21 protein-coding genes are annotated in these 26076 nt (G+C 31.3%); 16 read left to right on the forward strand and 5 right to left on the reverse strand.

From position 1 onward, the window contains the following. Nucleotides 1-65: 65 nt before the first annotated feature. Nucleotides 66-1565, forward strand: coding sequence for a T9SS type A sorting domain-containing protein (locus KM029_RS07890; RefSeq protein ID WP_144072759.1), 1500 nt, complete (start codon nt 66-68; stop codon nt 1563-1565). Between the two features lie 42 nt (nt 1566-1607). Here the strand turns inward: KM029_RS07890 and KM029_RS07895 are convergent, their stop codons facing one another. Together KM029_RS07895 and KM029_RS07900 are read right to left on the reverse strand one after the other, a co-directional pair. Then, the gene (locus KM029_RS07895; RefSeq protein WP_144072760.1) at nt 1608-2045 is read right to left on the reverse strand and encodes a hypothetical protein; all 438 of its coding nucleotides are present in this window, start codon (nt 2043-2045) and stop codon (nt 1608-1610) included. A 1-nt stretch (nt 2046) separates the two neighbouring features. After that, entirely contained in the window at nt 2047-2505 is a 459-nt protein-coding gene (locus tag KM029_RS07900; protein WP_158630996.1) for a DUF4920 domain-containing protein, read from the reverse strand. Between the two features lie 282 nt (nt 2506-2787). On the opposite strand from KM029_RS07900, the gene KM029_RS07905 reads away from it, so the two are divergent. Continuing rightward, nucleotides 2788-4062 (forward strand): glycosyl hydrolase family 28-related protein, encoded by a 1275-nt coding sequence (locus KM029_RS07905; protein WP_144072762.1) that lies wholly within the window; start codon nt 2788-2790, stop codon nt 4060-4062. Nucleotides 4063-4133: 71 nt separating this feature from the next. Here the strand turns inward: KM029_RS07905 and KM029_RS07910 are convergent, their stop codons facing one another. Further along, entirely contained in the window at nt 4134-4505 is a 372-nt protein-coding gene (locus KM029_RS07910; RefSeq protein ID WP_144072763.1) for a DUF1801 domain-containing protein, read from the reverse strand. Between the two features lie 102 nt (nt 4506-4607). Between KM029_RS07910 and KM029_RS07915 the strand changes: the two genes are divergently transcribed. The 11 genes from KM029_RS07915 (at nt 4608) to KM029_RS07965 (ending at nt 17114) form a co-directional block, all read left to right on the forward strand. Continuing rightward, nucleotides 4608-4985 carry a TerB family tellurite resistance protein gene (locus tag KM029_RS07915; RefSeq protein WP_144072764.1) on the forward strand — a complete coding sequence of 126 codons (378 nt, stop codon included), beginning with the start codon at nt 4608-4610 and terminating at the stop codon, nt 4983-4985. A 246-nt stretch (nt 4986-5231) separates the two neighbouring features. Continuing rightward, nucleotides 5232-6821 carry an ABC-F family ATP-binding cassette domain-containing protein gene (locus tag KM029_RS07920; RefSeq protein ID WP_144072765.1) on the forward strand — a complete coding sequence of 530 codons (1590 nt, stop codon included), beginning with the start codon at nt 5232-5234 and terminating at the stop codon, nt 6819-6821. Nucleotides 6822-7137: 316 nt separating this feature from the next. Next, nucleotides 7138-7719, forward strand: a complete 582-nt coding sequence (locus KM029_RS07925; RefSeq protein ID WP_144072766.1) for a Crp/Fnr family transcriptional regulator — start codon at nt 7138-7140, stop codon at nt 7717-7719. A gap of 79 nt (nt 7720-7798) precedes the next feature. Further along, the gene (locus KM029_RS07930) at nt 7799-8896 is read left to right on the forward strand and encodes an SMP-30/gluconolactonase/LRE family protein (RefSeq protein WP_144072767.1); all 1098 of its coding nucleotides are present in this window, start codon (nt 7799-7801) and stop codon (nt 8894-8896) included. A gap of 20 nt (nt 8897-8916) precedes the next feature. Beyond that, complete coding sequence (locus KM029_RS07935) at nt 8917-9501, forward strand: DUF3267 domain-containing protein (protein WP_144072768.1); 585 nt, start codon at nt 8917-8919, stop codon at nt 9499-9501. Between the two features lie 55 nt (nt 9502-9556). After that, on the forward strand, nt 9557-10363 hold the full coding sequence (locus KM029_RS07940; protein WP_144072769.1) for an SDR family NAD(P)-dependent oxidoreductase: 807 nt from the start codon (nt 9557-9559) through the stop codon (nt 10361-10363). A gap of 160 nt (nt 10364-10523) precedes the next feature. Beyond that, nucleotides 10524-11288 carry a type I methionyl aminopeptidase gene (map, locus tag KM029_RS07945; RefSeq protein WP_144072770.1) on the forward strand — a complete coding sequence of 255 codons (765 nt, stop codon included), beginning with the start codon at nt 10524-10526 and terminating at the stop codon, nt 11286-11288. Nucleotides 11289-11389: 101 nt separating this feature from the next. Beyond that, nucleotides 11390-11626 carry a DUF1059 domain-containing protein gene (locus KM029_RS07950; RefSeq protein ID WP_144072771.1) on the forward strand — a complete coding sequence of 79 codons (237 nt, stop codon included), beginning with the start codon at nt 11390-11392 and terminating at the stop codon, nt 11624-11626. A 165-nt stretch (nt 11627-11791) separates the two neighbouring features. Continuing rightward, the gene (locus tag KM029_RS07955; protein ID WP_144072772.1) at nt 11792-12574 is read left to right on the forward strand and encodes a DUF3050 domain-containing protein; all 783 of its coding nucleotides are present in this window, start codon (nt 11792-11794) and stop codon (nt 12572-12574) included. Nucleotides 12575-12771: 197 nt separating this feature from the next. Then, nucleotides 12772-16674, forward strand: a complete 3903-nt coding sequence (locus tag KM029_RS07960; RefSeq protein WP_144072773.1) for a CheR family methyltransferase — start codon at nt 12772-12774, stop codon at nt 16672-16674. Continuing rightward, a complete protein-coding gene (locus KM029_RS07965) occupies nt 16674-17114 on the forward strand; it encodes a BLUF domain-containing protein (RefSeq protein WP_144072774.1) in 441 nt (146 codons plus the stop codon). The genes KM029_RS07960 and KM029_RS07965 overlap by 1 nt, the downstream gene beginning before the upstream one ends. Here the strand turns inward: KM029_RS07965 and KM029_RS07970 are convergent. Beyond that, on the reverse strand, nt 17111-17515 hold the full coding sequence (locus KM029_RS07970) for a response regulator (RefSeq protein ID WP_144072775.1): 405 nt from the start codon (nt 17513-17515) through the stop codon (nt 17111-17113). The genes KM029_RS07965 and KM029_RS07970 overlap by 4 nt on opposite strands. A gap of 280 nt (nt 17516-17795) precedes the next feature. On the opposite strand from KM029_RS07970, the gene KM029_RS07975 reads away from it, so the two are divergent. After that, nucleotides 17796-18566: a metallophosphoesterase family protein gene (locus KM029_RS07975; RefSeq protein WP_144072776.1), complete on the forward strand. Its 771-nt coding sequence runs from the start codon at nt 17796-17798 to the stop codon at nt 18564-18566. A 103-nt stretch (nt 18567-18669) separates the two neighbouring features. Here the strand turns inward: KM029_RS07975 and gcvP are convergent, their stop codons facing one another. Next, nucleotides 18670-21570 (reverse strand): aminomethyl-transferring glycine dehydrogenase, encoded by a 2901-nt coding sequence (gcvP, locus tag KM029_RS07980; protein WP_184679427.1) that lies wholly within the window; start codon nt 21568-21570, stop codon nt 18670-18672. A gap of 139 nt (nt 21571-21709) precedes the next feature. Here gcvP and KM029_RS07985 point away from each other — a divergent pair, with 139 nt between their 5' ends. Continuing rightward, nucleotides 21710-23236: a CotH kinase family protein gene (locus tag KM029_RS07985; protein ID WP_144072777.1), complete on the forward strand. Its 1527-nt coding sequence runs from the start codon at nt 21710-21712 to the stop codon at nt 23234-23236. A 358-nt stretch (nt 23237-23594) separates the two neighbouring features. Then, the gene (locus KM029_RS07990) at nt 23595-25937 is read left to right on the forward strand and encodes an arylsulfatase (RefSeq protein WP_144072778.1); all 2343 of its coding nucleotides are present in this window, start codon (nt 23595-23597) and stop codon (nt 25935-25937) included. Nucleotides 25938-26076: the final 139 nt, after the last annotated feature.

A 26076-nucleotide genomic window follows, 5' to 3' on the forward strand; every position in this document is an offset into this window, starting at 1 on the left:
AATTGAAATGAACTATTGTCTTAACAATGCAAGTTGTTATAGACTTACTATGAATTATTATTCTAATGAAAAGAACAAATACTATCTACACAATTACGCTATTTTTAGTACTTATTAGCGGAATTTTTCAGCACAGTAATGCACAAGTAGAAGCTGATTTCTATGAGGAAAAGATAAATAATGTCAACATAACAGTAGATTTAGTAGCTGATTATGGCGTAAATAACTCAGATACAAAAGATGACAGTCCGTTACTTCAAAAAGCAATTGATGATATTACTAACGCAGGTAAAAGAGGTAAAATCTTTCTTAAAAAAGGAACCTATTACCTCAGTAATATTGAATTGAAATCTAATATACACTTAGTAATAGAAGAAAATGCTGTTATTATTCCGCAAGATCCTGGAAATGACAAAAACTACAAAGTATTTACTTTTGGAGGTAATAGAGCTACTGTTGGAAGTATAAGTATAAGAAGTACTAACAAAAAGTTTATTGTTGATTTAAGTAAAGTGAGAAACCCTAACATTGCCGTTATTACACTCCTAAATGTGGATAACTTTTACATTTCTGGCATGAAAGTAATTGACAATGATACTAAATTTTCTGCAATAACTTTTGGGTATTCTGCTTTTGAAAACAACTACTACAAGCCTAGAAATGGAGTAGTAAAAAACTGTCATATTAGTAATGCACATTATGGATATGGACTTGTTCAGTCACAAGCGGCAAAAAATGTTTTCTTCAAAAATATTAGTGGCTCTGGTGGCGTTACTTTACGTTTAGAGACTGGTTACAGCAAAATGAATGAGTTGCAAGTGGGTGGTAACTTTGATATCTACGGTAAAAAAATATCTTCTAAAAATGGAAATGCTACAGTAATGATTTCCCCTCATGCTATTAAGAATGGACATGTAGAAATAGATGATATAACTGCTGTGAATTCTGGTTTTGCTGTTAGAATTGGTAATGGATACACCACAAAAGAACAAGCTGCTTTAGGCTTAAAACCAGGATATTTTGCAAGTACATCTAAGGTTACAAATATAAAAGCAACATATGGTGAAACAGCACAGGTTAAATCCAAACACTTTAAATACATGCCTTGTGCAGAAAGAGCTTTAATAGCCAATGATTTTAACCCAGATGGAGAATCTTATACTGCACCTGCAATTGCTCCTGTATTAAATGCTGCAGAAGGCAGCGGTCAAGGGTATTATAATGTAACTATTCAAAATGTTAGTGGAAGTGGCTTTAAGAATTTATCTAAAAATATTCTTTTGGAAAAAGATAGTGATACATGTACAGGAACTAGTAATACTAGAATTAAAAATGAAGAAACTGTAGTCGACCAAATAACTGTTTACCCTAATCCATCAAAAGGTAAAGTCTACATTAAAAACTTAGGCGATAATACTATTAACTCTGTTGTTATTAGAAATAGTAACGGACAAATAATAGAACAAGCAGTTCATTCGACTTCACTAATAGATTTATCGAAGTATAATTCGGGTATTTATTTTATCCGAATTAATAACGAAACACACAAAGTTATAATTGAGTAATAAAAAAATGCTTCATCAGTTTTTAAATTGATGAAGCATTTTTTAATCTTCTATGTATAATTTTTTGATTCTAACGAGTGGACCAGGACATTGTGTTTCATGACAATTAACACATTGTGCCACCGTTTGATTATAATACTTTATCTGTCCTTCTAAAGGTATACTGTCCAATTTATTGGTATGTGATAGAAACCTATTGGCCATCGTTTTATACAATTCCGATGTATTTTTTCCACTTTCTGTAGGTACGGCACTTAAAATATGATTTACATCAAGTGGCATTAATTTAATAGATTTTCCTTTTAAGATAGTCTCCTTTTGCTCTTCCATTCTATCAGAAGCATTACGCATTAACCAGGCTAATTCAGACCCTCCATTAGGATATTGTACACATATTACTTCTTTACTTTGTGTTTGTTCATTTTCACAGCCAAAAAGCAATAAAGTATAAGACATTAGTAGTAAAAATCGAAGTCTCATATTATAATTGCTCTACAACAGCAACGCCATTCGCCATAAATGTATATTTCACTTCTGGGTTTGTAATTTTAGCTACCTCTTCTGGTGTTTTACCCGCATCTTCAGCATAATGCTTCAAAGTAGCAACATCAATCACTTCTTTTTTAGCTACACCTTCTAAAATTACATCTTTACCTTCTGAATCCATTGGTACAAAAAACTTGTAATCTTTAAATTTCACAAATAGTTCTGTTCCATCTTCCATCGGCATTGTTAACCAACATCCTTTTTTCTGACAAACACCATCAATTTGCCCTTTTACTTTTATAGCAATTGTATCTCTACTCGCTAATTGTGTTATTATAGTTTTTGATGCTACAGCATTTTCAATATCAAAAGATGCTCCATACATAGAAACTTCTTTTTTTTCTGAACAGGAGATAAAAAGAATGCAAAGTAAGATTGTTGATAATAATTTCATGTTAAATAATAGTTGATTAGTATTAGTAACAAAACTATTTATTCTAGTATTATAAATACCTACCCACTCCATTTTTTTTATCAAAATTCAATAAACCATCTTCAATTAAATGTGCTTTTGTGTTTGTAGCCACAAGTACATACTTCGTCTTTCAGAATAAAACAGACCTAATGTATTTTTAAATGCAAAAAATATAAGTGACCTTCCCATTAAAGAAATAACAATTTAAAAAAAGGCAATACACTTTTTGGTGATTACTCGTATTGCAAAAATTAACAACGAATGAAACGTATTGAAAGATTACTTAACACAAAAAAAGCACTATCATTTTTGGTAGTATTACTGTGCTCAACAACTTCTATTTTTGCTCAAAAAGAAGCGAATTTTTACAATGACAAGAGTAAAGAAGTCAGTAAAAAAGTTGATTTAGTAAAGGACTATCGAACAAATAATTCTGATAAAAATGACGATAGTCCAAAATTACAAAAAGCAATAAATGACATGACATCTTTGAAACAAGGTGGTGAAATATTTATTCCAAAAGGTACATATTACTTTAAAAATATTGAACTAAAATCTAATGTTCATTTAGTTATTGATGAACACGCTACAATTATACCTACTCCAACAAATGATAATAAAAACTATAAAGTCTTTTTATTTGGAGGAAAGAAAGGAACTATAAAAAATGTAAGTATCCGTAGTACGAAAAACATGTTTATAGTTGATTTACAAAATGTAGTGAATAAAAATGTTGCCGTAATAACATTAACCAATGTTGAAAACTTTTTAATTACAGGCATTAAAGTATTGGATAATAACACAAGATTTTCTGCTATCACTTTAGGCTTTGCTGAATACAAAAACCAGTACTATAAGCCAACAAATGGTATAATTAAAAACTGTACAATTACTAAGGCACATTATGGCTACGGGCTTGTTCAGTCTCAAGCATCAGAACATGTATACTACGAAAACTTGAGCGGAGAAGGGGGCGTAACATTGCGTCTAGAAACAGGTTATAAGAAAATGAACAAGCTGAAAGTTGGTGGTAATTTTGATGTTTATGCAAAAAATATTTCTTCTAGAAATGCAAATGCTACCTTAATGATCTCTCCTCATACCATACCAAATGGCTATTTTGAGGTTGATGGTGTTACTGCTATTAATTCTGGTTTTGCTGTAAGAATTGGAAAAGGATATACAACAAAAGATCAGAAAAAAGCAGGTTTAACCCCTGGAACATATGATAATAAATCGAAAATTTCGAATGTAAAAGCTACTTATGGTAAAACAGCACAAGTTAAGAGCAAGCATTTTAAATACATGCCTTGCAAAGAGAGAGTATTAATCGCTTCATCATTTAATCCCGACGGAGAAAGTTATACAGCACCTTCTATCTCTCCTATTGTAAATGCTGCTAAAGGAAGCGGTGCTGGTTATTTTAATGTGGAAATTACGAATGTTTCAGGAACAGGCTTTTTAAATTTAGATAAAGACATTTTAATAGAATCAGATGCTATTAAAACATGCCCTGATGGTAACAAAATGAAATAATTACTAGCAATTAAAAAGGTATTGAAATCATGATAAATGACATCATTCATAAAAATATTGAATGATGTTATTTATTTATTTTTAGTTTTCACTTTTCCGCTTTTATATAATTCCAAAGCACTATTTATTAACAGTTCTATAGTCTCTAAAGGGAGATCTTTTTCTGGATTAACACTAAACGATTTCATCAATTTTCTATCTTTCTGTTCTAACTCTGGATGATGTAATAGCAACCCTTCATGAAATAGTAAATAAGGCCACTTCGTTTTTTTATCAATACTAATAAAACAAAAGTTTTTCCCTTTATAAGTAAAGCTTGGGATCCCCCACTTAATAGCATGAATAACCTCATTATCTTGTCTCATAATAATTTCTTTCAAAGCTAAAATACAGCCTTGTATTGGTTCCTCTTTAGATAAGTAATAGTGATCTGAATTGTCCATTATAATTAGTTTTAAATAACCTTAAATACTCAAACAAATGTAAACAAACATTCGTATAATTAACCTATATAAAATCATAATTTCAACTAACAAAAAACGGAAATGAAAAACACAGAAAAACTATACGAAACTCTTGGTGAACTACTATATGCGATAGCTAAAGCCGATGGATTAATTCAAGATGAGGAAAGAGATGCTTTAAATGAGCTTCTAAAAAATCACTCTTGGGCATCAGAAATTAGGTGGTCTTTTAATTACGAAGAAAATCAAAATGCTACTGTAGAAGAGACCTATAACAAGGTTATTAATTATTGCCACAGTTATGGGCCTACAGCAGAATATGAAGAGTTTATTGATGCCATGAAATTTATTGCGAATGCCTCCAATGGAATTGACGAAGATGAATCTAAGATTATCAACTCTTTTTCTAAGGATTTAATTGAAAGGTTTCAAAGAGATTTAAATCTTCAAACAATTTAGAATCACAGTAAGTAATAACTCTCTTATATTTAATTAAAAAAGTATAAGAGAGTTTTTTTATACCCTCTACTTTTTGTCAATGATAAAAACAGTATTACGTCTTTAAAATAAATATTTTTACTTGTATATTTGTAGACCACAAACCTAATTAATCTCAAAAAAATGTAATACTAAATTCTTTCCATATCAATAGAAATCAATATCACTTTGATATTCCTAATTTTTAATACACAAGAAAGAATACACATGCTTAGTATACAAGAACTCTCCTATTTACATCCCAATAAAGATGTATTATTTCAGCATTTAAATTGCACTATAAATACATCAGCAAAAGTTGCTTTAATTGGTAATAATGGTAGTGGAAAATCTACCCTTTTAAAAATAATTTCTGGGGAATTACTTCCATCAAGTGGAACGTTAAAAGTAGAAAATCTGCCCTATTACGTTCCTCAAATATTCGGACAATTCAACCATCTTACAATTGCTCAATCACTAAAAATAGAGAATAAATTAAATGCCTTATCTCAAATTTTAAATGGAGATATATCTGAAGAAAATTATGCTATTTTAAACGATGATTGGACAATAGAAGAACGCTGTAAAGAGGCGTTAGAATATTGGCAATTATTTGATTTAGATTTATCGCAAAAATTATCTTCACTTAGTGGTGGCCAAAAAACTAAAGTTTTCCTTGCTGGTATTTTAATTCATCAACCCTCATTTTTCATTCTTGACGAGCCCAGTAATCACATGGATAGTACTGGTAGAAAACTACTCTACACTTTTATCGAAAAAAGTAAAAGTACAATTATTGTGGTAAGTCATGATCGAAAATTACTCAATTTAATTGATACAACTTATGAACTTTCTCCAAGTGGAATTTCTATTTATGGAGGAAATTATGATTTTTATAAATCACAAAAAGAAATAGAAAAAAATGCCTTAAATTCTAGTATTCAGAATACAGAAAAGGCACTTCGAAAAGCCAAAGAGAAAGAACGAGAAACAAGAGAAAGAAAAGAAAAAGTTGATGCTAGAGGCAAAAAGAAACAAATCAAATCTGGAGTACCAAAAGTAATGATGAATAAAATGAAGAATGATGCTGAAAATAGTTCTTCAAAACTTAGCGGTGTACATCAAGACAAGATTGGTGGTATATCAAAAGATTTACACGCTTTAAGAAGTAATGTTTCTAGTATCGATAAAATGAAATTTGGTTTTAATAAATCCACATTACATAAAGGTAAATTGATTTTTAATGCTATAAATATCAATATAAAATATAATAAAAAGTACCTCTGGAAAGAGGATTTAACAATAGAAATAAATAGTGGAGAACGTATTGCTATAAAAGGAAATAATGGAACAGGAAAAACTACTTTAATTAAATTAATTTTAGGTAGCCTTAGTCCTGAGAATGGAACATTTAAAAGAGCTGAAAATAAGTCAGTATATATAGATCAAGATTATTCCTTAATAGATTCTTCACTCACTGTTTATGAGCAAGTACAAAAACACAATTCATCCGCCTTATTGGAACATGAGGTTAAGGTTAGATTGAATAGGTTCTTATTTCCTAAAGAAGAATGGGATAAACCATGTAGTGCACTAAGCGGAGGAGAAAGAATGCGATTAATGTTATGTTGTTTAACCGTTAATACGACTTCTCCTGATATAATTATACTCGATGAACCTACCAATAATCTTGACATTCAGAATATAGAAATTTTAACTGCTGCTATTCTCGAATATCAAGGAACATTATTGGTGGTTTCACATGACGATTACTTTTTAGAAAAAATTAATATTGAACGTACTATTGAATTGAAGTAATCTTTATTTATTTCAATACTTTATACTCTGATAACCTTACAGTTAAAAAATATCACAACAAAAAACACATTATTTTTTGTCAACTAAGTCAACTTCTTTGTCTTTATAGCAGAAGAAGAAGTTTGTTATAAGCTTTAAGTTATAGTAACAGAAAATTTTAGTTATGGAACACCTTTACATTAATAATGTAAAGGTGTTTTTGTATAGAAAGAATTGTTTAAAACCTGTATTTTTTTTGAAATAATGAATGCTTTAGCCTATACTTAACATACTTTTTAAAAACAGTTACCAACCCAACTTTTTCTACTTTTTGATTATGGATTTTATTAGAAATTATTTTAATGCGATCTCTCCTATTTCTACAGAAACATGGCTAGAAATTGCACCTTTGTTTGAAAAAAGGGAGCTACAGAAAAATGATTTCTTTATTAAAGAACACATAAAAGCAACAGAAATAGGTTTCTTAGAAAAGGGATGTGTAAGAGCTTTTTTTACAAATAAAGAAGCGAAAGAATACAATAAACAATTTTTTATTGCTCCCTCTTTAATTGGTGCATATACCTCTCTATTAACTGGAAAAATTAATAAAATCCCTCAACAAGCGCTCACTGAATGTACTCTTTGGGTAGTTAATTTTAAAGCTTTAGAAAAGCGATACAGTCAATACCATGACCTAGAACGTTTAGGTAGAAAAATAGCAGAATATTATTTCTTAGAAAAAGAAGAAAAAGAATTAGAAATGGCTTTAAAAGATGCTACACAGAGGTATTTAATTTTTAGTAAAAAATTCCCAAATTTAGATCAGAAAATACCTCAATATCATATAGCATCTTATCTTGGAATTTCTGCTACACAGCTAAGTCGTTTAAGAAATAAGCTTTCAAAAAATATAAAATAGATCTATTTATTTACCTATGTAAACGAGTTTAAAAAGCACATGTCTCAACTTTGTCTTATACTTTTAAAACACAACTATTATGAGACATCAAATTTATAAAATCACGTTTGCATTATTTATCAACTTTCTTTTTCAAGCTTGTGCATTACATCCAGCTGCTTGGCAACCACCTACTAAACCAATACTAGAGCATCAATATTCTTTGAATAATAAATTACAATCGGCAACAAAAATCAAACTTAACGGATGGTATGGCCCAGAAGATATTATCTTTGATGCTGCAGGAAATTTATACTGTGGTGTGCATAAAGCAACAGATGATTTTAGTGATGGGAAAATTCTTAAAATTACTCCTCAAAATAATGTAGAAGTATATTATAACGCAGGAAGCTGGGTAGCTGGCTTACACTTTGATGCTGATAGTAATTTAATAGCATTAAGTCATAAAGAAGGTTTAATACGTATTACAGCTGATAAAAAAGTAACAATACTTGCAACAAAAGATGAAAAAGAAAGACCTTTTTTAATTCCAAATGGATTAGATATAGCAAAAGATAGTACTATATATTTCTCTAATACCTCCCATTCATCTACTTATACAATTCCCTACGGAAGACAACTAATTTTAGAAATAAAACCCAATGGAGGACTCTATAAATACAATCCTAAAACAGCACAAATTACAACCTTAATTGATGGTACTTATTTTGGAAATGGTGTAGTACTTTCTAAAAATGAAGACTTTATATTAATGACAGAAACTACAAAATATCGAATTCTTAAATATTGGTTGAAAGGTTCAAAAGCTGGAGAAACGGAAATATTAATTGATAATCTTCCTGGTTTTCCGAACGGAATCTCGATACGTGAAGATGGTAGTTTTTGGGTAGGTTTTACTACAAAAAGAAATGATGCTTTAGATGGAATACAAGCACATAAAGGCATGAAAAAATTAGTCTACTCTTTACCTGAATTTCTGCAACCAAAACAAGAATTGTTCGGTATAATTCTCAATATTTCTGAAGAAGGAAAAGTACTTTCTGCACTTTATGATACAACTGGTAAAATAATTCCAGAAGCAGGAGCTGTTAAAGAATATAATAATGCCTTGTATATTGGCGGTGACATTATAGAGTACATTGGAAAATATCAATTAGATAAAAATAAATTTTTCTAGAAAAAATAGTTTGAAGAAATATGAAGACAATAGAAATACCTCATCATGAATTAAAAGAGTTTTTTATCCAACAATTAAGACAAAAGACTCTTTTAACAAAAGCGTTTAATGGTATTACTATCGGCATACTTATAATTTTCTGTATAATGATTGGGTATAGTTTTCTACAATTATTCCTATCAAATGCCAACCCCGAATTTTCTTTATTTATGATAGGTTTGGGTTTACTCTGTATTCCTTTTCTTATTATTATTCATGAGTTAATTCATGGTATAGCCTATAAAATTTGTGGGGCAAAAAATGTATATTATGGTCATGAAATTAAAAAGTTTCTGTTCTATGCAGCATCAGATAACCATATAGTTACGGGCAAACAGTTAGCTTTTATAGCACTCCTCCCTCTTTTTGTAATTGGAGTAATTTTGCTTGGTTTAATGGTAATTGATACGACACATTTAAATGCTTATTTATCACTCTTCTGTTTTCATATTATTAGTTGTGGTGGTGATATAGCTGCAGTTAATTTCCTACTTCTTCATGGAATTGATAATATAGCTACTAAAGATGTTAAACAAACAAGCATGACTTATTATTACATCTCGTAATATCTGATTATATTCCGTAGAAAATAGTTCTCTTCTCACCTATAATAAATTCGACATGAATATTCTAATAACAGGTAGTACAGATGGTATTGGCAAAATAGCAGCTATAAAATTAGCTCAAGAGGGGTTCCACATTTATTTACATGGTAGAAATCCAGAAAAACTAGCTGCTACAATTGCAGAGGTTAAAAGAGAAACAAAAAATGAAAATATATCTGGTTTTATTGCCGATCTATCTGATTTAGAAGCTGTTAAAAACATGGCTAATGAAGTACAAAAAACTGTTCCTATTCTAGATGTTTTAATCAACAATGCTGGAGTTTTTAAAAGTGCTACAACACATAATAGTCAAGGTCTGGATTTACGTTTTACGGTAAACTTTCTTGCTCCTTATTTATTAACGCAAGAATTACTACCTGTACTTAAAAAAAGTAATACACCAAGAGTTATTAACCTTAGTTCTGCAGCTCAGTCTCCTATAAATTTAGATACGCTACTTGGTAAAAATAACCAATCAGAAAATGACACCTACGCACAAAGTAAACTTGCTTTAACAATGTGGAGTTTTCATTTAGCGGCACAAGAAAAAGATATTATTACCATTGCTGTAAATCCAGGTTCACTACTAAATACCAATATGGTAAAAGAAGCTTACGGGCACCATTGGTCTTCTGCAGAGAAAGGGGGTAATGTTTTATATCAGCTAGCTATAGGAGAAGAATATAGTAAACACTCTGGAGATTATTTTGATAATGATAAAGGTGAAGAAATTGGTATTTTTGGTAAAGCTCACGAAGATGCATACAACACCTATAAAATAGAAAGCTTGTTAGAAACCACTAAAGGTATACTAAATAAATAATGGTATCCTATTGTTATTTTAATCAATAAAACTCTGATGTTAAGGATGATAAATAAATGATTTCACTTCATTTATTTTTTGTAAATTCGTTAGTAGATTTGATCTATTTATATAACCTTTTACGGTTTTAAATTACTACTTTTCATCAAAAAAAAATAAGATGACAATCAAAACATCTTCCGAATTAGACGGAATGAAAAAGATTAGTGAGGTCGTTGCATTAACATTAAAATCTATGATTTCTTACACTAAAGTAGGAATGACTACTAAAGAAATTGATGAATATGGTGCTACAATATTAAAAAAATATGGAGCTAAATCTGCTCCTTACGAAACATATAAATTTCCTGGGTATACATGCATTAGTGTTAATAATGAAGCCGCACACGGTATCCCTTCTGATAAAAGAATACTTAAAGAAGGTGATTTAATTAACATTGATGTATCAGCAGAACTCAATGGTTTTTGGTCAGATAATGGCTGTTCTTTTGTATTAGGAGAAGATATTCATAACCACCAACCTCTTGTAGACGCTTCTAAAGAGATTCTACGCAAAGCTATTTTTAGTGTAAAAGGTGGAGTTAGAGTTGCTGATATTGGCCATATTATTGAAAAGGAAGCCAAAAAGAAAGGACTTACTGTAATTAAAAACCTTGCAGGACATGGTGTTGGTAGAAGTTTACATGAAGCACCTGAAGAAATTTTAAACTACAGGGTATCTAGTAATAGAGAAAGGTTTAAAAAGAATGCTACTGTAGCAATAGAAACCTTTATTTCTACTAAATCTACTTTTGCAGTTGAACAGGCTGATGGGTGGACTTTAAAAGGTAGTCGAGGTGGTTTTGTTACACAACATGAACACACAATACTTGTTACAGATGCTGCTCCAATTATTCTTACTGAAGGAAATGGTGTTTGGGACTAAAAAATAGAAATCCTCTGCTGTAAAAAGTAGAGGATTTTTTTGACTGTTTTGACTAAGTAATAAATCGTACTATTTCATAAAACTAACATAAAAAATATACTATGAAATCAATGACTTGTAAACAATTAGGAGGTGCTTGTAACAAAGTATTTACAGCAGATACTTTCGAGGAAATAGCAGCATTAAGTAAACAACACGGCATGGAAATGTATCAACAAAAAGATACAGATCATTTAAAGGCTATGGAAAAAATTCAAGCATTAATGGCTACTCCAGAAAAAATGAAAGAATGGTTTACTGCAAAACAAGAAGAGTTTAATGCTTTACCTAATATTTAATTTCATAATAAATTTGTCTACCTGTCAGTAGTATAAAAATAATAGTAAAGTACAGTGCATCATTTATAAGGAGTTTACTAACTTTGTTGTTACTAAAAAACAAACAATAATGTTATTCCAATTGTTTAGGAATTAAAATTATTAAAACTCACTTATTTCACTCAAATGTACTCTATTAACACTATTGAAGAACAGATTTCTCCACTAAGAAAAGAACTTCAGGAACATCATTTATATCAAAAATTAAATTGTATTGATGATATAAAAGTATTTATGGAAAACCATGTCTATGCAGTATGGGATTTCATGTCACTTTTAAAAGCTCTTCAACTTGAATTAACATGCACTCAACTACCTTGGGTACCTTCTGAACATCCTGTATTAGCAAGGTTTATTAATGAAATTGTACATGGAGAAGAAAGTGATGTAAACGAAGTAGGTGAACCTAAAAGTCATTTCGAAATGTACTTAGATGCCATGGATCAAATGGGAGCTAATACTACTTCTATTCTATCATTCATACAAAAAATTCAAGCAGGAGAAGATGTTCAAAGTGCTTTAAATACTATTGCTCCAATTACTGCTGTTAAAGAGTTTGTAAACTTTACTTTTAAAGTGATAAAAACAGGAAAAACTCACCTAATTGCTTCTGCATTTACTTTTGGTAGAGAAGATGTAATTCCAGATATGTTTATAGAAATTCTTAAAAATGCGGATGCTGAAAATACAAAATACAATAAGTTAAAGTATTATCTAGAAAGACATATTGAATTAGACGGTGATGAACACGGCCCTCTTTCGTTACAAATGATTTCAGAGCTGTGTGGTTCAGATGCTAATAAATGGGCTGAAACGTTAGAAGTTGCAAAAGAAGCATTACAACAAAGAATTAAATTATGGAATGGAATTGAAGAGTCGATAAACACTCTACAGTTCCAAACTGTTTAAGTCATTCACTACTAAGGCAATGATTTAATTAAGCAACATTCAATTAAACGGATGTTGCTTTTTTATGTCTAATTATAAAATGGATTTGTATTTAAATTCTCTAAAAAGTAAACAATCAAGATTAAATAGTAAACCAATTAGGAATTAGTTATTTGTACTACTAATTTACATTATAAATTAAATATAGAATACATTTTATGCTTCTTACTAACGAGCCAAAATATATAGTTGGAATTGGTGCTTCTGCAGGTGGTTTAGAAGCTATCAAATCTTTCTTTGAAAGCTATAATACTAAACTTGGCATATCCTTTATCATAATTCAACACCTCTCTCAGTCGCATAAAAGTTTAATGCCAGAGTTGTTGACAAAGAATACCCAGCTTCCTATTATTGAAGTAAACAAAACAACAGAAATTGTTGCTGATCATATATACATAATAAACAACCATTCTACTCTTACAATATCAAATAAAAATTTGATTACGCTTGAACGTTTGAAAGAAGAAAAAAGTTTATCTTTTCCTATAAACACCTTCCTTTCTAGTCTGGCAGAAGAGTATAAAAATAAAGCAATAGGTATAATATTATCTGGTACTGGTAGTGATGGTACTATAGGTATTCAGACAATTAAAGAAAATGGAGGTACTACTTTTGTTCAACACCCAAGTTCTGCAAAATTTAATGGAATGCCATTTTCTGCTATAAAAGCAACTAATATAGATTTTATTGTTAGTGTAGAAGAAATGGTTTTTATTCTCTCAGATCTTGTAAAAGGAGAGAATGATAAACTTGTAAACTATTACCATAAAATTGATAATATACTTGAGCTTGTTGTAAAAAATGAAAATATAAATTTTAATCATTACAAGCCTCAGACCTTATATAGAAGGATATTAAAAATGATGGAGTACAATAATTTGACTTCCATTAAAGAATATTTCTTCATGCTCGAAAACTCTCCAGAAGAATTAAAAAAACTAGCACAAAGCTTTTTAATAGGGGTAACTAGTTTTTTTAGAGATCCTGAAGAATGGGAATATTTAGATAGAAAGATACTACCAAAAGTAATATCAAAAGATGTTATACGCGTTTGGTCTATTGGCTGTAGTTCTGGTAACGAAGCCTATACCATTGCAATGCTTATTTTAGAAAAAGTTGAAAAAAGCAAACAACTTAAAGAGATCAAAATATTTGCAACAGACCTTAACGAACAGGCTATTCAAAAGGCTTCTGAAGGTATATTTAGTAAAGAAGAAATTGAATCTGTACCTGCACAATTTAGAAGGAAATATTTTGAAAGAAGAGAGAACAGTTATCAAATAATAGAAGCCGTAAGAAGCTGTATTACGTTTGTTAGACATGATATCTTATCTACTCCTCCTTTCCTAAATATTGATCTAGTAATTTGTAGAAATGTACTCATTTATTTAAAACCTAAGGTGCAAAAACAGATATTAAATACCATGAAATTCTCTTTGAATGTAGATGGTTATTTATTTCTAGGACCTTCAGAAAAGAATTTTTCAGATAAGTATTTAAAAGAAGAAAATCCCAAACATAAATTTTTTAAGTTAACTGACAAGTTTAGAACTTTTGAGATGGAACAACTACCAAATATAAATACAAAAATAAATAGCTCTAGCCTTAAAGAAACAAAATTAAATCAAAGCATTGCTCCTATTACAGATAATTTAGAAAGGCAAGTTATAGAATACCTCTGCCAGCCAATTCTAGTAGTAAACGAGAAAGAACAAATTATTTTTACTTCTGATGAAGTAGGTAAATATTTAAAGTTCCCTAAACGAGAACTGATCTTAAAAGAAATTTTTGAGTTAGATGTTTATATTGATATAGTTAGAACTATAAAAAAAGTAAAAGACGATAACCAAAATAGAAAATTAAGTAATTTAAAATTACTAAGTAATAAAAAGATAGCCGTTGAAATTATTATCAGACACCTCTCTTCTCCTACACAAGAAGACCTTTATATTCTTGAGTTTTTTGAAGGAGAAGAAAGATTTGACGATAATATTATTGAGCAGGATAATACCATCAGCAACCTTAAAAGTGAAATCAAACACCTGCATCAAGAATTAAAAGTAGCGTATAAAAAAATTGATAAGATTAATGAAAATTATCAGATCAATAACGAAGAATTAATGTCTTCAAATGAAGAACTTCAATCTAGTAATGAAGAGCTACAATCTGTAAACGAAGAGTTATATACCGTTAATCAAGAATACAAAGATAAACTAGAAGAGATCTCCGTTCTTAATGATGACTTCTTAAACCTTTTTCGTTCTGCAGGTATTGCTAGTTTATACCTTGATAAAGATTTTAGTATAAGAAGAATTGCACCGAATGCAACAGACTTTTTTGGAATAGAAAAAGAAGACATTGGGCGTAATATTATGCAATTCAACACATTCTTTGAGATCGAAGAAGGACTTTTATCAATTATAGAAAAGGCGATAAAAGTAAATAAGATTCAAGAGCATGAAATTAAAACGCTTCAAGGCAAAGAGTTTTTACTTAGGGTATCTCCTTTAGGTGAAAATAAAAATCATAATGATGGAATTATTTTATCATTCATTCCAATAAGTGATTTTAAACCTGTAAGAAAATTAAAAAACAAAAATAAAGAGCTCTCTAAAATAGTTCAATCTTCTAACTTCATATACAATCATCTTAACTTAAATCCTTGGACTTGGGATATAGAAAGTAATACTTTTGATTTTAATGAAGTCACTAAAAAGATATTCAATTTTGATAATTATGATGTCTTTTTATGGAGGTATATCGAGCAGTTATTATCTTCTGACAGTAGAGATAGCTTTACTCAGAATATTAATAATAGTTTGAAGTATGGTATCCCGTTTCAAAGTATTCTTCATATTGATCAAAAATATTATGCTTTTGCATGCATTGCGAAGAAAGATCAAAATGGAAAAATTAAAAGCCTTTTTGGTACTATTAAAGATATCACTGAAAGTTACTCTTTAAAAAGAACACTTAAAGAGGTTACTGCTACTTATCACGGAATTACCGATTTAAACCAGTTTGGTACACTTAAAATTGAGAACAACAACGATAGTGTAATTAAATTAAATGATACTCTTGTTAATTGGTTAGAGATTCAGCCTCAGCAAAATTCTATTCCAATTAGAGATTTTATGAAGTTTATTCATAAAGAGGATATTGAACTATTTAGTAATCTATTTAAACAAAAGAATAAAGATTTTAACCTTACGCTAAGATGTATTTCTAATGAAGGAAAAACGCTTTTTTTAAATCTCATTGGTCTGAGAATACAACGAGATTATAAGTTTTTATGTATTGTTTTTGATAATACTTACAATAAATCTCTTGAGATGCAATGGAAAGAAACCGTTGCATTAGCAGAAAAAACGGCACAAACTTTAGCAGTGCAGAACGAACAATTAGAGAGCTATACATATATTGCTTCACATAATATTCGCTCTCCATTATCTAATTTATTAGCCCTTATGGAGCTTTATCAGAACGAGAAAGATCATAAAGAAAAAGATAACTTCTTAAAACTTTTTGAAAAAGCACTTAAACAATTAGAAACTACCGTTAATAATTTAACGGATGCAATTAAAGTACAACAAAAAACAAAACTTGAAAGAAAGAAAATTGTAGTAAAAGAAGAGTTAATGAAAGTATTGGATATACTTTCTGGGCAAATTAATAAATATGGTGTCATCGTCAGTTTAGAAATTGAACGTAACCTATCTATTAATTATCCTGAGGAGTATTTAAAAAGTATTTTCCTAAATCTTATTAGTAATGCTATCAAATATAAATCACCTGATAGAATACCAAAAATTGAAATAGAAGCATATCATGAAAATGATACCGTAACCATCTTAATTAAAGACAATGGTTTAGGGATTGACCTCGAAAAATATGGACATCGTATTTTTGGGATGAACCAAACATTTCATCAAAATGAAGATGCTAGAGGTTTAGGTTTATTTCTCACCAAAACTCAAATTGAAGCAACGGGTGGAAATATTTCTATATCTTCAGTAGTTAAGCAAGGAACAACATTTACTATTAAATTACATACACAATAATGATTTCATCTTATATCTATTCAAGTAAATCAGAAATGAGCTTTGATTCTAAAGCATTACATCAATTACAAGCACTAGCTCAAAAAGAAAATAAAAAGCACAATATAACTGGGTATTTAACCTATAAAAACGATCATTTTATTCAATATATAGAAGGTCCTGAAAGTGCTATTGAGCAACTTATCACTAACCTTAAGAAAGACAATAGACATCAAATAGTAAAATCTTATGCACTTCCTATCAAAGGTAATAGAGTATTTAAAAGTTGGAACATGCGTTATATTGAATACAATGATCTTGTAGAAATTGGCTTCCACGAATTATTAGAAACAGTCTTTTTTACTGTTAATAATAAACTATTTTCTGATGAAGAAATTTCTAATAAAATAGAGCGGATGTTAAATAAAATATCTATCTCACTAGATAACATTGTAAATTAAACATTACTTGTTTCTATTTCTGATAGTAATGCTAGGGTAGACAATACCTTTTGTTTCGATAATGGTTTTTCTATATAAGAACATACTTTGGGGTGGTCATTTGCTTTCTGTTTGTCTTGAGGGTTTACACTAGAACTTAAAATAAAAATCTTAAAATGATCTACTATCCCTCTATTTTCTAGTTCGTCTAGTACTTGCCAGCCGTCTAAACCTGGCATGTTCAAATCTAGAAATAAAATATTCTGTTTCTCTATTTTAAGTGTTTCTACTGATTCAAAAAAATGATCTCCACTTCTATAAAATAGCTTTTTGTAACTTTTAACCTCTTCTAGAGCATTTGAGATAATTTTAAAAATTTCAATAGCTAATAGATCATCATCGATAAAGATTAGTTGTTTCATAGATAAAGTAAGAAAGGTATGGTAAGTAAGATTAATAGTTATAAGGGTTATTAAATATACATTTTTTTTAGAGGCTTAAAAAGAAATTTCAAGTCTATTTTTCTAAATTAAAAACTTTTATTCCTTGATAATCAATACATATTAAAAAGATTAGTATGCGATACGATTAATCAAACTTAGTTGTTAAGTGATAAATTCTTTTTTTTGAAGTACAATAAATAAAGGAATTTCAATTAAACAGAATTATTTTTTATGAAGCATATAATAAACTGTGTATAGTATGTTAGATATAATCACCTCATTTATTAAAGGTCTATTCTCTAGCAGTCTACAGACAAAACAACTAAATAACGACCCTAGAGCAATTAAATTATCAACTTCTTCTGCTACAAGAAGACTGGTAATTCCTGATATCCATGGTTGCCCAAAAACATTACAAGGCTTACTAAATCAAATCGATTTAAAGAAAACGGATTACCTCTTTTTTCTAGGAGATTACATTGATAAAGGAGTGGATAGTAAAGGTGTATTAGATAGTATAATTAGCCTAATTAATAATGGTTATAGTATTTATCCTTTAAGAGGAAATCATGAAGATGAACTTATTGAAACAATTGAGATTAAAGATAAAATACTTAGTTACCACGCTGGTAATAACCTTGAACCGCTTTTAAAAGATGAGTATAGGTTACTTAATGAATACGAGGATTTTTTATTTCAACTGCCTTATTATTATGAATTAGAGGATTACTTTCTTGTTCATGCTGGATTTAACTTTAAAGCAAAAGAACCCTTTAAAGATTTTGATGAAATGTTATGGGTAAGGAGTTTCCCTAATAGTTTAGCACTTTTAAAGGAGAAAAAATTAATTCATGGGCATACACCTACTCCTATTGAAGATATATTTAAAATGATAAAGGAAGAGCAACGAATATGTTTAGATGCTGGTGCTGTATTTAATAATATAGAAGGTTTAGGAGAGTTATTATGTTTGGACTTAGATTCTTTAAAAGTATATAGGCAACGTAATTTAGACAAAAAGCCTAGCTAAAAACTATTTATTAAAACGATAATAAGACAAAAAACCTCCCTTACTTTAACCAGAAGTGAGGGAGGTTTTTATATGTCTAAAAGGTACTTAAATAAAAGTATATTTAAGCTTCTACTTCTTCGTAATCACTTACAGGAATACAAGAACAGATAAGGTTTCTATCACCAAAAGCACTGTCTATTCTACGTACTGCTGGCCAGAACTTATTTGCTTGTACATAAGGAAGTGGGTATACTGCTTTCTGTCTAGAATATGGTAAATCCCATTCTTCTGTAATTGTCATGCCTTGCGTGTGAGGTGCGTTTTTCAACACATTGTTCACAGCATCTGCCTTACCGTCAATTACTTCTTGAACTTCCTTACGGATCTCAATCATTGCATCACAGAATTGATCTAGCTCTGCTTTAGATTCAGACTCTGTAGGCTCAATCATTAATGTACCTGGTACTGGGAACGATACTGTTGGCGCATGATAACCGTAGTCCATCAAACGTTTTGCAATATCTTCTACCTCAATTCCTGCAGGTTTAAACTGACGACAATCCACAATCATTTCATGTGCATTACGTCCATTTGTACCCACATAAAGTACTGGATAATGTTCTTTTAACCTGTACTGCATGTAGTTTGCATTTAAGATTGCTGTTTTAGTAGCATTCGTTAAACCTTCACCACCCATCATAGCAATGTATGCATAAGAGATAGGTAAAATACTTGCAGAACCCCAAGGAGCAGCAGATACAGCAGAAGAAGCTTTAGCTCCTACGTTATTATCTATTACCGAGTGACCAGGTAAATATGGAGCCAAATCAGCTACTACGCCAATAGGACCAACACCAGGACCACCTCCACCATGAGGGATACAGAATGTTTTGTGTAAATTCAAGTGACAAACGTCTGCACCAATGTTTGCAGGAGATGTTAATCCTACTTGTGCATTCATGTTTGCACCATCCATATAAACACGTCCACCGTTATCGTGGATAATCTGACAAATCTCAATAATAGACTCTTCAAATACACCGTGTGTAGATGGGTAAGTTACCATTAACGAAGATAAGTCATTAGAATATTGCTCTGCTTTAGCCTTAAGATCAGCAACATCAATATTCCCCATATCATCACACTTAACAATAACCACTTTCATACCTGCCATTACTGCAGATGCTGGGTTTGTACCGTGTGCCGAAGATGGAATTAAAGAGATATGACGGTGACCTTGACCATTTGCTTCGTGGTAAGCACGGATCGTTAATAGACCTGCATATTCACCATTTGCTCCAGAGTTTGGTTGTAACGACATTGCGTCAAAACCTGTGATTTCACATAACCACGCCTCTAGATCTTTAAATATTTCTTGATATCCTTGTGCTTGTTCCTTTGGTGCAAATGGGTGCATTTGTCCAAATTCTGGCCACGTTACAGGAATCATTTCAGCTGTTGCATTCAACTTCATTGTACAAGATCCTAAAGAAATCATTGAATGAACCAATGATAAATCTTTGTTCTCAAGACGTTTTAAGTAACGTAACATTTCGTGTTCTGCATGGTACTGACTAAACACTGGGTGTGTTAAAAACTCAGTAGTTCTTTGTAACGATGACGGAACAGAAACAGCAATATCTTGTGCAAGAGCTTCTACGTCAATTGCTAAATTAAGACCTAGTGCATCTTGGAAGATGTCTACTAAATCAGCAATATGAGAAACGTCTGTAGTTTGGTTCATAGACAAACCAATACATCCATCCTCAAAGTAACGGAAGTTTGCTAAACGCTCTTCTGCAAGTAACTTAATTGCTTTTGCCTGAAGAGGTGTTGTTTTTATTTTAACAGTATCGAAGTAATCTTTATTTACTACTTCTAAACCTAATTGTTCTACTGAAGTAACCAATAAATTGGCCATTCCGTGTGTACGGCGAGCAATTGTTTTCAATCCTTCAGGACCGTGATACACTGCATAAGCAGAAGCCATAACACCTAATAATACTTGTGCTGTACAAATATTAGAAGTTGCACGTTCACGCTTAATATGTTGCTCACGAGTCTGTAAAGCCATTCTGTATGCCTCATTACCGTCTCTATCTTTCGATACTCCGATAATACGACCTGGAATTTGACGTTTGTATGCATCTCTTGTCGCAAGGAAACCTGCATGAGGTCCACCGTAGCCCATAGGAACACCAAAACGTTGTGCAGAACCCACCACTGCATCAGCATCCATTTCTCCTGGCTCTTTCAACATTGTTAATGCTAAAAGGTCTGAAGCCATACCTACTAATACACCGTTTTCGTGAGCAGTAGCAATAAAATCAGTATAATCTGAAATTGCACCGTTCGTATCTGGGTATTGTACAAGAACACCAAATAGCTTCTCATCTGTAAGATCTAACTCGGCTACATCACCAATAACAAGCTCAACACCAATTGGCGTACAGCGTGTTTTTATTAAATCTAGTGTCTGAGGGTGCACAGAATCTGCTGCAAAGAATTTATTTGCAACTTTCTTTTTAGCACCTTTTCTAGCTCCATGGAACATATGAACTACCTCTCCTGCTGCAGTTGCTTCATCTAATAAAGAAGCATTTGCTAGTTCCATACCTGTAAGGTCTGTTACCATAGTTTGGAAGTTCAAAAGCATTTCTAAACGCCCTTGTGCAATCTCTGCTTGGTACGGTGTGTATGCCGTATACCAGCCCGGATTTTCTAAGATATTTCTTAAAATTACTGGGGGTGTAATTGTGTTGTAATACCCCATACCAATATAAGAACGGTAGATTTTGTTCTTTTCTGCAACAGTTCTAAACTGACGCAAAAATTGGTATTCAGTTAATGGTTGAGGAAGGTTTAATTCCTTTTTTAGACGAATTTTTTCAGGAACAGTTTGAGCAATTAACTCATTAATATCTGCGACTCCTAAAGCAGTTAGCATTTCTTCAATTTGAGTATTGTTGGGCGCATTGTGCCTTGCCTCAAATCGCTCGAAGTTGTTTAAATCAATCTTCATCGACTACGGTTGTGTTGTGGTATTTAACATACTGTATTGCAGGTTAAAAGAAGATGTGGTAAATTGTCCCCGCAGCTTCCCTGTCAATAACACGGCAAATATAGTTAACTTTAGTTACGAAATAAACTTACAGCTACTGATGAAAAGAATTTTACTGACAATTTTTCTTTTTATTTCATATTTTATAACACTTGCCCAAAATCTTAACCCAGAGAATGGCATATTGTTTCCAGAAGGTGAAATAAACCGAGTCGATATCACAATGAGTCAAAGTGATTTGGACTTTTTGTTAGCACCCGGAAATGAGGAAAATAGAGACTATAAAGAGTGTATCTTCGAATTTGAAAACTCGATGCTTTCAGATTCTCTACATAATGTAGGCATCCGTTTAAGAGGTAATACTTCTCGCTATGCTCCAAAAAAATCTTTTAAAATCTCATTTAATAAATTTGAGAAAGGAAGAACTTTCCATGAGCAGAAAAAATTTAACCTACGTGCTGAACATAATGACCCTACCCTATCAAGAGAAAAATCTTTATTAATGTTTTTTAGAGATGAAGATATTCCTGCAGCAAGATCTAGTCATGTTCAACTTTATATTAATGGAGATTATTATGGTTTATATCTCAACACAGAACAAATTGATGATTTATTTCTAGAAAATCGCTTTGGCGATGACAGTGGTAAATTATACAAAGCAAGTTATGGTGCTGATATGGTAAACGACCCAAACCTCTACATGAATGATGATATTTATGAACTTGAAGAAGGTGACGACGACGATAGAGATGAATTAGCTAGTTTTCTTGATAGCCTAAATATTTTAAATGATAACGCACTAAGTGAGTATCTAAATAGGAATTTTGATGTCGACAAATTCATCAAAACATTAGCTATTGAACAACTTTCAGGACATTGGGATAACAATTCTTACAACAAGAATAATTTCTATATCTATTGGAATGAAACTACTAACCTTTGGACCTACATCCCTTATGATTTGGACAATACATACGGCATTGATTGGGTGGATAAAGATTGGGGAACAAGAGATATTAATAATTGGCCAAAAGAAGATGAAGCTAGACCTTTATCAAAAAAGATTTTAGCCAATGCTACATACAATAATCAATACAATAGTTACTTAGCTAATTTTATAGATTCAACTTTTAATAGTGCTGATTTGGATCCTTATTTTGAGGATCAACAAAGTCTATTAAGAGCTGCCGTTGCTGCAGATACATGGTATACAAAGAATTATGGATGGACAGTAACAGATTATGATGAATCATTTGTTACTTCTATTGGAGGACATGTTGATTATGGCATTCAAGAATACATAAATACAAGAGTCCGTTCTGCTAAAGAGCAAATCATTATTACAGATTTAGGTGATGAATATTTAAATTCTGAAATCAAGATTTACCCTAATCCTGCAAGCCACCATATGATTATAGAACTAAAAGAAGTTCCTTATAAAAGATGTCTAATTTCTTTGACCAATCTTAATGGACAGACCATTAAAAGGTGGAATAAGAAAGCAGGTAATGTTCTTGATTTACGTATAGATAATGTACATCAAGGTACGTATGTACTTTCCATAGAAATTGAAAATAAACAAAAAAGCTGGATAAAAATACCAAGTAAAAAAGTGGTTATTTTATAAATTTAGTATTTCATTTTATAAAGAAGGGTTCAAGTTTTTGCAGTAGCAAAGCTTGAACCTTTCTATTTTCAGAAATACTGGTAGTTAAACTCTTCAAATAAATCAAAATACTTGTAAAATAGTTACTTTATAGAGAAATTAGATAGATATTAAAAACTTCTCTTAATGGCGATTAATACTCCAACAAAATAATCTTTTATAACCTATACTTTTACTGTGTAACAATTGAGTAATTCTTAATTGTATTTATATTGTTGAATTAACAATAAACTATTTTATAAATTTTACTCTGTTTATTATTTTTTTCCATTAATATCAAGAAGCTGTTCATATTATAACTTAAAATAAACCTTCAAACATGAAACAAAAATCACTACTGATTTTGTCGTTAGTATTTATGCTTTTTTCTTCAGCATATGCTCAAGACAATATTAATCGAGAAATTTTACCTATTGTAGAACCCGAAGCAAAAACATATACAGAACTTGATGCTCGAAATACAACACCACCAAAACGTTTTGAAGTAAAAGCACCAAAAGAAGCTCCAAACGTAGTTATTGTTTTAATAGATGACTTAGGAATGGGAGCAACTTCTGCTTTTGGTGGTCCTATTAACACACCAACAATGGATAGGTTATCAAATGGTGGTTTGAGATATAATAATTTCAATACTACGTCTTTGTGTTCTCCTACAAGAATGGCTATTAAAACAGGTAGAAACCATCATACTTGTAATACAGGTTCTATTATGGAAACTTCTACTGCATACCCAGGTAATACAGGTTCATTGCCTGCAAGTGTTGCTCCATTGGCAGAAACAATGAGATTAAATGGATACAGTACTGCTGCTTTTGGTAAGTGGCATGAAACTGCTGCTTGGGAAACAAGTGTTTCAGGTCCTTTTGACCGTTGGCCTACACGCCAAGGATTTGATAAATTCTATGGCTTTATTGGTGGTGAAACTGACCAATGGGCTCCTCTTATTTTTGATGGTGTTAAAAAAGTAAACCCTCCTAAAGAAGAGAATTATCACTTTACTACAGACATGACCAATCAGGCAATTAACTGGGTAAAGGCACAACAATCTATGACACCAGATAAACCCTTCTTTGTATACTTTTCTACAGGTGCGGTACACGCTCCTCACCATGTTTCTAAAGAATGGTCTGATAAGTATAAAGGACAGTTTGATAAAGGGTGGGATGTTATTAGAGAAGAAACTGTAGCTAAAATGAAAGCCAACGGTATTATTCCTAAAAACACAAATTTAGGACCTAAGCCAGAAGCTATTAAAGACTGGAAGAAATTAACAGATAACGAGAGAAAATTATTTGCTCGTCAGGCTGAAGTATTTTCTGGATTTGTTGAAATGACAGATTATGAAATTGGTCGTTTAGTTGATGCTATTGATGAAATTGGAGAACTAGACAATACTATTATTGTATTTGTAGCTGGTGATAACGGAACAAGTGCTGAAGGCGGCATGGTAGGTATGTACAACGAAATGACTTACTTTAATTTTGTAGAAGAAAAAGTTGAAGACCTAATTCCTTTGATGGATGATTGGGGTTTACCAAATACATTCCCTCATATGGCTGCAGGATGGGCCGTTGCATTTGATGCTCCTTTTACTTGGACTAAACAAATAGCATCTGACTTTGGAGGTACAAGAACTGGTATGATTGTTCATTATCCAGACCAAGTAAAACAAGGCGATGGTATTAGAGGTCAGTTTACACATGCAATTGATATTGCTCCAACTATTTTAGAAGTGGCAGGATTACCAGAACCTAAGGTTGTAAATGGTGTTCCTCAAACGCCAATTGAAGGTACAAGTTTTGTGTATTCTTTTGATGATGCTAATGCTCCAGAAAGACATGTAATTCAGTATTTCGAACTCTTTGGTAACCGTGCTCTTTATTATGATGGCTGGTTTGCAAGAACTATCCACAGAGCTCCTTGGGAAATGACTGACTTTGGTCCTCTTGAAGAAGATAAATGGGATTTATATAACGTTCGCGATGATTTCAGTTTAACGAAAAACTTAGCCGCTAAGTACCCTGAAAAGTTAGAAGAAATGAAGGGACTTTTTATGGCAGAAGCAGAAAAATATCATGTACTTCCAATTGATGACCGTGTTGTAGAAAGAACTAACCCTGCAATTGCTGGCCGTCCTGATATTATGGGTGGAAGAACTACTTTAAAACTTTATGAAGGAATGGAAGGTATGATGGAAAATACTTTCATTAATATTAAAAACCGTTCTTTTACAATCGACGCGGAAATTGTTGTTCCTGAAAGTGGTGCTAACGGTGTTATTTTAACACAAGGTGGCCGTTTTGGTGGATGGAGTTTATACATGAAAAACGACGTTCCTGAGTTTACTTATAATTTCTTAGGTTTAGAAAGATATGTAATTACTACAGATGCTAAACTAGCACCAGGTAAACATAAAGTAAGTTTTGCTTTTAACTATGATGGTGGCGGAAACGGTAAAGGTGGAGATGCTACTATTGAAGTTTCTGATGGCTCTAAAGGAAAAGGTAGAATTGAAAGAACGCAACCTAATATGTTCTCTGCTGATGAAACTGCTGATGTTGGTTTAGATAATCAAACACCAGTAGCAGAAGGTATTGGATATGGACCTGAAGAAACTACGTTTACAGGTAAAATTGATAAAGTGATCATCGAAATCAAGTAATTTTTCATCAATTTGATTAGTTTAATCTTAGACATTAGTTTAAGGCTGAAACGCAAAAAAGTATACTCTTTAAAAATGAGTATACTTTTTTGTTTATAAACTAATTTGGTAAAAAATGAGCACCCAATTTTAATCGAAT

This window comes from Flammeovirga kamogawensis (assembly GCF_018736065.1).
Classification (GTDB): domain Bacteria; phylum Bacteroidota; class Bacteroidia; order Cytophagales; family Flammeovirgaceae; genus Flammeovirga; species Flammeovirga kamogawensis.

Coding starts and splice junctions, on each gene's coding strand:
- map (WP_144072770.1), top strand. CDS start 10,524: ATGACAATCAAAACATCTTCCGAATTAGACGGAATGAAAAAGATTAGT.
- KM029_RS07965 (WP_144072774.1), top strand. CDS start 16,674: ATGATTTCATCTTATATCTATTCAAGTAAATCAGAAATGAGCTTTGAT.
- KM029_RS07930 (WP_144072767.1), top strand. CDS start 7,799: ATGAGACATCAAATTTATAAAATCACGTTTGCATTATTTATCAACTTT.
- KM029_RS07905 (WP_144072762.1), top strand. CDS start 2,788: ATGAAACGTATTGAAAGATTACTTAACACAAAAAAAGCACTATCATTT.
- KM029_RS07960 (WP_144072773.1), top strand. CDS start 12,772: ATGCTTCTTACTAACGAGCCAAAATATATAGTTGGAATTGGTGCTTCT.
- KM029_RS07915 (WP_144072764.1), top strand. CDS start 4,608: ATGAAAAACACAGAAAAACTATACGAAACTCTTGGTGAACTACTATAT.
- KM029_RS07985 (WP_144072777.1), top strand. CDS start 21,710: ATGAAAAGAATTTTACTGACAATTTTTCTTTTTATTTCATATTTTATA.
- KM029_RS07910 (WP_144072763.1), bottom strand. CDS start 4,505: ATGGACAATTCAGATCACTATTACTTATCTAAAGAGGAACCAATACAA.
- KM029_RS07895 (WP_144072760.1), bottom strand. CDS start 2,045: ATGAGACTTCGATTTTTACTACTAATGTCTTATACTTTATTGCTTTTT.
- KM029_RS07900 (WP_158630996.1), bottom strand. CDS start 2,505: ATGAAATTATTATCAACAATCTTACTTTGCATTCTTTTTATCTCCTGT.
- KM029_RS07890 (WP_144072759.1), top strand. CDS start 66: ATGAAAAGAACAAATACTATCTACACAATTACGCTATTTTTAGTACTT.
- gcvP (WP_184679427.1), bottom strand. CDS start 21,570: ATGAAGATTGATTTAAACAACTTCGAGCGATTTGAGGCAAGGCACAAT.
- KM029_RS07970 (WP_144072775.1), bottom strand. CDS start 17,515: ATGAAACAACTAATCTTTATCGATGATGATCTATTAGCTATTGAAATT.
- KM029_RS07990 (WP_144072778.1), top strand. CDS start 23,595: ATGAAACAAAAATCACTACTGATTTTGTCGTTAGTATTTATGCTTTTT.
- KM029_RS07975 (WP_144072776.1), top strand. CDS start 17,796: ATGTTAGATATAATCACCTCATTTATTAAAGGTCTATTCTCTAGCAGT.
- KM029_RS07955 (WP_144072772.1), top strand. CDS start 11,792: ATGTACTCTATTAACACTATTGAAGAACAGATTTCTCCACTAAGAAAA.
- KM029_RS07940 (WP_144072769.1), top strand. CDS start 9,557: ATGAATATTCTAATAACAGGTAGTACAGATGGTATTGGCAAAATAGCA.
- KM029_RS07935 (WP_144072768.1), top strand. CDS start 8,917: ATGAAGACAATAGAAATACCTCATCATGAATTAAAAGAGTTTTTTATC.
- KM029_RS07925 (WP_144072766.1), top strand. CDS start 7,138: ATGGATTTTATTAGAAATTATTTTAATGCGATCTCTCCTATTTCTACA.
- KM029_RS07950 (WP_144072771.1), top strand. CDS start 11,390: ATGAAATCAATGACTTGTAAACAATTAGGAGGTGCTTGTAACAAAGTA.
- KM029_RS07920 (WP_144072765.1), top strand. CDS start 5,232: ATGCTTAGTATACAAGAACTCTCCTATTTACATCCCAATAAAGATGTA.